7 protein-coding genes and 1 pseudogene are annotated in these 7,364 nt (G+C 39.4%); 7 read left to right on the top strand and 1 reads right to left on the bottom strand.

Going from position 1 to position 7,364, the window contains the following annotated elements; genetic code table 11:
- Positions 1-274 precede the first annotated feature (274 nt).
- The 4 genes from H8706_RS11520 to H8706_RS11505 all read left to right on the top strand — a co-directional run bounded on the left by H8706_RS11520 (position 275) and on the right by H8706_RS11505 (position 4,007).
- A complete protein-coding gene (locus H8706_RS11520; RefSeq protein WP_262432746.1) occupies positions 275-1,501 on the top strand; it encodes an IS256 family transposase in 1,227 nt (408 codons plus the stop codon).
- Positions 1,502-1,611: 110 nt separating this feature from the next.
- Entirely contained in the window at positions 1,612-2,160 is a 549-nt protein-coding gene (locus H8706_RS11515; protein ID WP_262432745.1) for a hypothetical protein, read from the top strand.
- Between the two features lie 26 nt (positions 2,161-2,186).
- Positions 2,187-3,263 carry a Gfo/Idh/MocA family protein gene (locus H8706_RS11510; protein WP_262432744.1) on the top strand — a complete coding sequence of 359 codons (1,077 nt, stop codon included), beginning with the start codon at positions 2,187-2,189 and terminating at the stop codon, positions 3,261-3,263.
- 15 nt (positions 3,264-3,278) lie between these two features.
- A complete protein-coding gene (locus H8706_RS11505) occupies positions 3,279-4,007 on the top strand; it encodes a ThuA domain-containing protein (protein WP_262432743.1) in 729 nt (242 codons plus the stop codon).
- Between the two features lie 123 nt (positions 4,008-4,130).
- Here H8706_RS11505 and H8706_RS11500 read toward each other — a convergent pair whose 3' ends face one another.
- Entirely contained in the window at positions 4,131-5,306 is a 1,176-nt protein-coding gene (locus H8706_RS11500) for an IS110 family RNA-guided transposase (protein ID WP_262432742.1), read from the bottom strand.
- 530 nt (positions 5,307-5,836) lie between these two features.
- Here H8706_RS11500 and H8706_RS11495 point away from each other — a divergent pair.
- From H8706_RS11495 to H8706_RS11485, 3 genes and pseudogenes are all read left to right on the top strand, one after another.
- Positions 5,837-6,004, top strand: coding sequence for a hypothetical protein (locus H8706_RS11495; protein WP_262432741.1), 168 nt, complete (start codon positions 5,837-5,839; stop codon positions 6,002-6,004).
- 4 nt (positions 6,005-6,008) lie between these two features.
- Positions 6,009-7,037: a replication initiator protein A gene (locus H8706_RS11490; protein ID WP_262432740.1), complete on the top strand. Its 1,029-nt coding sequence runs from the start codon at positions 6,009-6,011 to the stop codon at positions 7,035-7,037.
- Between the two features lie 12 nt (positions 7,038-7,049).
- Positions 7,050-7,364, top strand: a pseudogene (locus tag H8706_RS11485) (hypothetical protein); the annotation flags it as partial.

Raw genomic sequence — 7,364 nt, 5'->3', positions numbered from 1 at the left:
CCCAAATTTTGTGTAAAGTCTATACAAGACCTCCAAGATGATATATAATAAAAATATCATTTTGGAGGTTTTAGTTATGCCTAAGTACAAATTAAGTCCCGAAGAAAGGGCAGCGGAAATTCTTCCCCATAAATATAATTCTTAACAATCATACATTTTTAGGGGGCAGGAAATTTTGTTTTCTGCCCCTGCTAATATGAGAGTGTGAGAAAAAGTCTGTAAAAGAGATTTCTTCTATGATAGAATATAAATAATATCATAGGAGGAATTTTTTATGGCAAGACGCAGACGAGAAAGAATGAGTGAAGGTAAAAAGAATATCATAGCCGGCTTAATTGAGGAGTACAACATCAAAACAGCCGAGGATATTCAGGAGGCACTGAAAGACCTGTTAGGCGGCACGATTCAGGAGATGATGGAGGCAGAGCTTGACGAGCATTTAGGTTATGAGGAATACGAACGCAGTGATAACACAGATTATCGAAACGGCGTTAAACACAAGAAATTGCGCAGTTCGTATGGTGAAATACCGATTGATGTTCCGCAGGACCGTGACGGAGATTTTAACCCGCAAATAGTTCAGAAACGCAAAAAGGACATATCCGCAATAGAACAAAAAATCATAGCGATGTCGGCAAAAGGCATGACAACAAGGCAAATTTCGGATATTGTAGAGGACATATACGGCTTTGAAGTAAGCGAAAGCATGGTAACCGCCGTCACAAACAAAATACTGCCCCAAATTGAAGAATTGCAGCAAAGACCGCTATCGGCGGTATATCCGATTGTTTTCATTGACGCAATACATTTTTCTGTTCGTGATGAGCATATAGTTAAAAAGATAGCTGCATACATAATTCTCGGCATTAATGACGAGGGCAGAAAAGAAGTGTTAAGCATAACCGTTGGTGAAAATGAGAGTGCGAAATACTGGCTTGGCGTGCTAAATGACCTCAGAAACCGAGGGGTACAGGATATTTTGATTTTGTGTGCAGACGGACTTTCCGGCATAAAAGAGTCAATTTCAGCGGCATATCCAAATACCGAACATCAGCGCTGTATCGTACATCAGGTGCGCAATACTCTGAAATATGTTGCGGAAAAGGATAAAAAGTCATTCGCAAATGACTTAAAAAGCATATATCACGCACCCAATGAAGAAACCGGATATGAGCGTATGCTTGCGGTTACGGAAAAATGGCACGACAGGTATCCGAACGCCATGAAACGCTGGGACGAAAATTGGGATGTAATATCACCGATGTTCAAGTTTTCAGCAGATGTCAGAAAGGTTATGTACACGACCAACGCGATAGAAAGCCTGAACAGCGCACTGCGCCGATTAAACAGTCAAAGAAGCGTATTTCCGAGCGATACGGCGCTTTTAAAGGCACTGTATTTGGCAACTTTTGAGGCAACGAAAAAATGGACAATGCCGCTCAGAAATTGGGGCAAAGTCTATGGTGAGTTGTCAATCATGTATGACGGAAGGCTTAATTAGCACAAATTTTCCGCCATGTACAAGGGTAAAATTCACGTTCTCTTGCGAGACCGCCCTTGACATGCCGTAAAATTTGTGCTATATTACAGTTAAGGCAGAAAAGCCGAAATGTGGATTTTCTGCCCATAAAAAACAAATATTTTGTCATAGAAAAATCGAATTTACAGAAAAAGTCTCACACTCCCTATACTTCAAAGTACATAAAAGCATATAACAATTATACAACTTCACCGAGTTATTCAAATCAGGGTGAGCGTTCTGATGTTTGGGACACAAAATTGTTTATTCCGGGCAAATATAATGCTGATATAAAAGCGATTATCGACAATGCCGGAGTCAAAAATCAGTCGTTGTGGGCAAAACTGCCCAAGGGTAAAGCAGTATGCGAGTATGATAAGTTTTATAATATCATTAACGAAACCACAAACGTTCCGGAACCTGTGTTTGTTACCCAATACCTGAAAAAATCAATTTTTGAATTGGAAAGCATTATTGATTTGGCGAAGGCTGATGAAAGTATTTCGGAGGACAAGGTAAATAATCTTGAAAAGCTTTTGGCAGAAAGCTATGAATTTTTGTCAAAACGGGACAACAGCCGCGAAAAGATAATAGAGTACAGAATAAATTTAAAAAACAGTATAACCAAAATATTAAAATAATAAAACTTGTCAGGAGGAATTTTAAGATGGAAAAGAAGTTAAGAGTAGCGGTAATCGGTGTGGGCGGCATTGCCCAAAATCAGCATCTTCCCGCATATGAGAAAATTGATAATGTTGATGTAGTGGCTGTTTGCGACATCAATGAACCCAGGGTGAAAATGGTTGCGGAAAAGTTTAATGTTCCCAAAGCCTGCACCGATTATAAAGAAATTCTTGAAATGGACAATCTTGATGCAATAGATATTTGTACACCGAACTATTTGCATTCCGTAATTGCCTGCGCGGCACTTGAAAAAGGCTTGCACGTGCTTTGCGAAAAGCCTGACGCGGTAAGTGTGGCGGAAGCGGAAAAGATGAAAGCGGCAGCCGAAAAAAGCGGAAAATGCTTAATGGTTATAAGAAATAACCGTTATTGGCCCACATCGGGATTTTTGAAAAAATTCATCGGCGACGGCAAAATGGGTGAAATATATGCTGCTCGCTGCGGCTGGCAAAGACGCCGCGGTATTCCCGGACGAGGCGGCTGGTTTACAACAAAGGCACAGTCCGGCGGCGGTCCGCTTATCGACCTTGGTGTTCATATGATTGACCTTGCAATCTGGCTTATGGGAAATCCGACTCCTGTTGCCGTAAGCGGCTGCACATACAACAAATTCGCTAATTCCGATGACATCAGTGATTCTGCTGAATCAAGGTATGGCGACAGAAATAAAGACGGCATATTTGATGTTGAGGACTTGGCAATGGGATTTATTAAATTTGACAACGGTGCTTGCATGCAGATTGAATTTTCCTGGGCGTCGAATATCGAAAAGGAAAATTTCTTTGTTGAGCTCAGAGGCGAAAAGGCAGGCTCGTCGTGGTGCAGTTTAGACCAGAAACTTAAAATATTCGGTGAAAGCTACGGAACGACGACAGACTTTATTCCGAATATTGACAATACAAGAGGACCGCGTATACACGAGTTGAATATCCGTCATTTTGCGGATGTTGTGTTAAACGGCGCCGAGCCTATGTTTGTACCGCAGCAGGGAGTAAATATGATTAAAATTCTCGAAGCTATGTATAAGTCTGCGGAAGACGGAAAAGAAGTTCGCTTATAATCGGAGGAGAGCATTATGATTAACGTAACAATATTTAACGAATTTTTACACGAACAAAACCAGCAGGATGCAAAGGATATGTATCCGAAAGGCATACATAACACAATCACTGAATTTCTCGGCGAAGAAGCGGATATAAATGTTCGTACCATCACTTTGTATGACGAAAATTTAGAAATTATCCCCGACTGCGGAATTACAAAGGAGCTTCTTGATGATACCGATGTAATGATTTGGTGGGGACATATGGCGCACGACAAGGTTTCCGATTTGGCGGCTGCATATGTCAGAAACGCAGTTCACGAGGGAATGGGAATAATATTTCTCCATTCCGGACATCATTCAAAACCGTTCAAGCTTTTGATGGGAACCTCCGGAAATCTTTCGTGGCGCGAGGACGGCGATATGGAAAGATTATGGGTTATTGATCCGTCACACCCGATTGCACAGGGAATAGACCGATACATTGAATTGGAGCACGAGGAAACCTATGCCGAGCCGTTTGATATTCCGACCCCGGACAGATTGGTATTCGGTGCGTGGTACGAAGGCGGCGAAATATTCAGAGGAGGCTGCTGCTTTAAAAGAGGAAACGGAAATATATTTTATTTTCAGCCCGGACACGAAACATACGGCTCATTTTATAACAAGGATGTTCGGCGCGTAATTAAAAATGCGGTAAGATGGGCAAATCCGCAATACCGTGCTGCATTGTCCTGTCCTAAAATCGAAAAAATAAAATAGAAACGAGACTAACTATTAAAAGTCAATAGGTAAAATGAAAAAAGTTGAAAAAATTTATCTGATAAAAATAGGCATGGCAAATAGACTTCCAAAGGAAGCCTTGAAAAAATATTGGTAAATTAGTTATACAGCAGGCACATAAGGTAATCGAGATTTTTCTAAAGCAAAAATCAATCTTACTGACTTCTTTGCGGCGTGAGATATGGCAACATTGTAATGCTTGCCCTCAGAACGCTTCTTAGCAAGATAGGCGGCAAAGTTACTATCCCACTTACAAACATATTTTGTAGCATTGTAGAGAGCGAATCGCAAGTATTTAGAACCACGCTTTTCCATATGTGCATAACAGTTTGTAAGTTGTCCCGATTGATATGTAGACGGTGACATTCCTGCAAAAGCAAGTATTTTATCAGGTGTTTCAAAATTTGAAAAATCACCAACTTCTGCAAGGATTGAAGCGGCTGTTGCATAACCAATACCGGGAATGGTTAATATGGTAGTTCCCAAACTGTCTACAATCAGTTCAATCTCTGCTTCTATCTCGGAGATTTCATAATCAAGTTCACCTATTAACTTGATTGTATGCTTTAATTCAAGAGATTTAGCAGGCATAACAGAGCCGATAGAGTTTCTTGCAGCTTCACGAAAGCGAATAGCAGTATCTTTGTCGTAATGTCCTTTAGAAACAGTGTATAACAGATTAGTTAGTCTTGTAAGGCTTGCATTAGCGATATGTTTAGCTGATGGGAACTCTGAAAGGAGTGCGTATACGGAAACCATATGTAATGTCGGAACTAACTTTTCAAGTTCCGGAAAAAGAATTGTAACAAGTCTTGATACAGAAGATTTCAGTTTGGCTCGCTCTGAAACTTTATCAAATCTGTATCTGGTTAGTGACTTTAGTTCTTCATTGTGGTATAATGCTCTTGTGTAGGGCTTGAGGTCTACGCAAGACATTAACATAGAAGTAATTGTGCGAGCATCTACCTTGTCTGTTTTAGTTTTTCTCAGGGACAGACTTTTGCGGTAGATATTGGTGTGCAGAGGATTTAAGACATAGGTGGGAAGACCATTGTCAAGTAAAAATCCGAGCAGATTGTAACTGTAATGTCCTGTGGCTTCAAGTCCTACTTTTACTTTACTCAAATCAGACGAAACTGACTTGATTTTTGCAAGTAGGTCATTGAAGCCGTAAAGAGTGTTAGAGATAGTGAACACATCAAATAACACCTCACCGTCAGAACTGATAACAAAACAATCGTGCTTGTCCTTAGCTACATCAATACCAATAAAAATCATAAGGATACCTCCTGAAAAAAGTAATATGACGCTGTTTAGACCCACAGGGACTCGTTGCTCTTGTAACCTCGTTCCACATAAACTGTCGGGCGGTATCTAACTGATTAACAAACTGCAAAGAGACTGTGGTTGGAGCCTTTCTGAAACCATCGAGTGGTAGGAAAAATAAACCAATCCACAGCATCTAAACAATTATAACATAGTTCTTGGAGAGGAACTCTAAAAACTACTACATTTATTATACGAGGAAAATTTATTTATGAGATTGTGTTATAATAAGACAAGAAACCAGGAAACCCAATAACGGCGAGGGTTTGAGGGCTGTCCGTAACAGCTTAATAAGGTTCTGAATTTTATAAATTACGCAAATAAATGAATTATACCACGAGTGATTACGGCAAATGCGGTATAGTTTTTAGGAGGTTGATAACTCTTTGAAATTAAAAACTGAATATAGTTTTTAGCAGATCATATTGAAAAAGTATGGTCTGTTTTTTTATGCAAAAATTTATTTTGAAGGATGGTTGCATATGAAAGATAATAAGGATTATTTGTGCCCAAAATGTAAAACAGGTCAAGAAACATATTTGCTTGACAGCAGAAATCCGTTTTGCCCTTACATAAGATTTCACAATGGAGAAAAATGTTCAATGTTCAGACCAATGGATAAGTCAAATAAAAACGAAAGGAGAGTGTAAGTATATGAAAAATTTTGATTTAGATTATTTTTACGGAAGTGAGGCGGAGCAATTCAGCTTTTACCGACTGCCAAAAATACTTTTTACCGATGATAGATTTTCGGACATCTCGGCAGAAGCAAAAATACTGTACGGACTTCTATTGGATCGTATGAGTTTGTCAATAAAAAACAGATGGGTTGATGAAGAAAACAGGGCTTATATTTATTTTAAGCTTGATGATGCAATGGACATGCTTAGAATCGGAAAAGACAAAGGAATTAAACTTTTTGCCGAACTGGATGCGGAAAAAGGCTGCGGACTTATAACACGAAAAAAACAAGGTTTAGGTAAACCGACAATTATTTATGTTATGAATTTTGCAACACTGCCTCAGCAGGAAGTACAAAGTGTTTATGATGATGCCGATAATATTGATGATGCGTGCGAGTTTCAGACTTCTGATATTCCGAAGTCCGGTGTTCGGGATAGCGCCGAAGTCTTGACTTCGGAAAAACCGACCTCAGGAGTTCGGAAAAAACGAAGTCTTGACTTCCGAAAATGCCGACCTTTGGAAGTCGATAAATCCGAAGCTAAAGATAATGAGTTTAATTATAATAATATAAATAATATTTATGCGAATGATACTAATCCTATCTTATCACATCAAGAGCCCGGAGCGGTCGGAAAATGTGATATGATCGATGAGATTAGACGCTGCAAGGAAATTATTTCGGACAATATTGATTACGAAACCCTTAAACAGAATTGCGGAAATGATATGGCTGACGGCGTGCTTGAACTTATGACGGAAATTGTTTGCTGCCATAAACCGACAGTAGTGATAGCGTGTCAGGAATTGCCGCAAAAAATTGTAAAAGATAGGTTCCTAAAACTTGATTATACACATATTGAATATGTCTTTGATTGCTTGAGAAAGACGGGAAACCGAGTCAGAAATATTAAAAGTTATATGCTCACGATGTTGTATAATTCATATTCAACGATTGGACATTATTATACGGCAGAAGTTGCGGCAGATTCATTGCTTTAAGGAGGAGTTACGGTGAGAAAGGTAGTAAACAAAACAGAGGAACAGATAATGCGAGAGAAAAAAACATATCACAATACAGAGTTATTGCTGAAAAAATATCGTGAGGTAGTATGGAGTATAGAAGTGTCGGCAATTCAGGCTCAAATAAGTTTTGAAGTCGAAATGGGCTGCAAGCTGGAAGAATTTTTAGAGATGTCTTATGCTGCCGGAGCAGACTTGGCGGGGACGGAAATTCATGAACAAATGAGGACTTTGGAACGTAATAAAAAAATGCTTAAAATTATCGAATCTGCTGTCAACTTGCTTAAAAGGAAACAGGATAATGGC

Source organism: Qingrenia yutianensis (genome assembly GCF_014385105.1).
Classification (GTDB): Bacteria; Bacillota; Clostridia; order UMGS1810; family UMGS1810; genus Qingrenia; species Qingrenia yutianensis.
This window is presented reverse-complemented; position numbering and strand designations above follow the sequence as displayed.

Coding starts and splice junctions, on each gene's coding strand:
- H8706_RS11520 (WP_262432746.1), top strand. CDS start 275: ATGGCAAGACGCAGACGAGAAAGAATGAGTGAAGGTAAAAAGAATATC.
- H8706_RS11510 (WP_262432744.1), top strand. CDS start 2,187: ATGGAAAAGAAGTTAAGAGTAGCGGTAATCGGTGTGGGCGGCATTGCC.
- H8706_RS11505 (WP_262432743.1), top strand. CDS start 3,279: ATGATTAACGTAACAATATTTAACGAATTTTTACACGAACAAAACCAG.
- H8706_RS11500 (WP_262432742.1), bottom strand. CDS start 5,306: ATGATTTTTATTGGTATTGATGTAGCTAAGGACAAGCACGATTGTTTT.
- H8706_RS11495 (WP_262432741.1), top strand. CDS start 5,837: ATGAAAGATAATAAGGATTATTTGTGCCCAAAATGTAAAACAGGTCAA.
- H8706_RS11490 (WP_262432740.1), top strand. CDS start 6,009: ATGAAAAATTTTGATTTAGATTATTTTTACGGAAGTGAGGCGGAGCAA.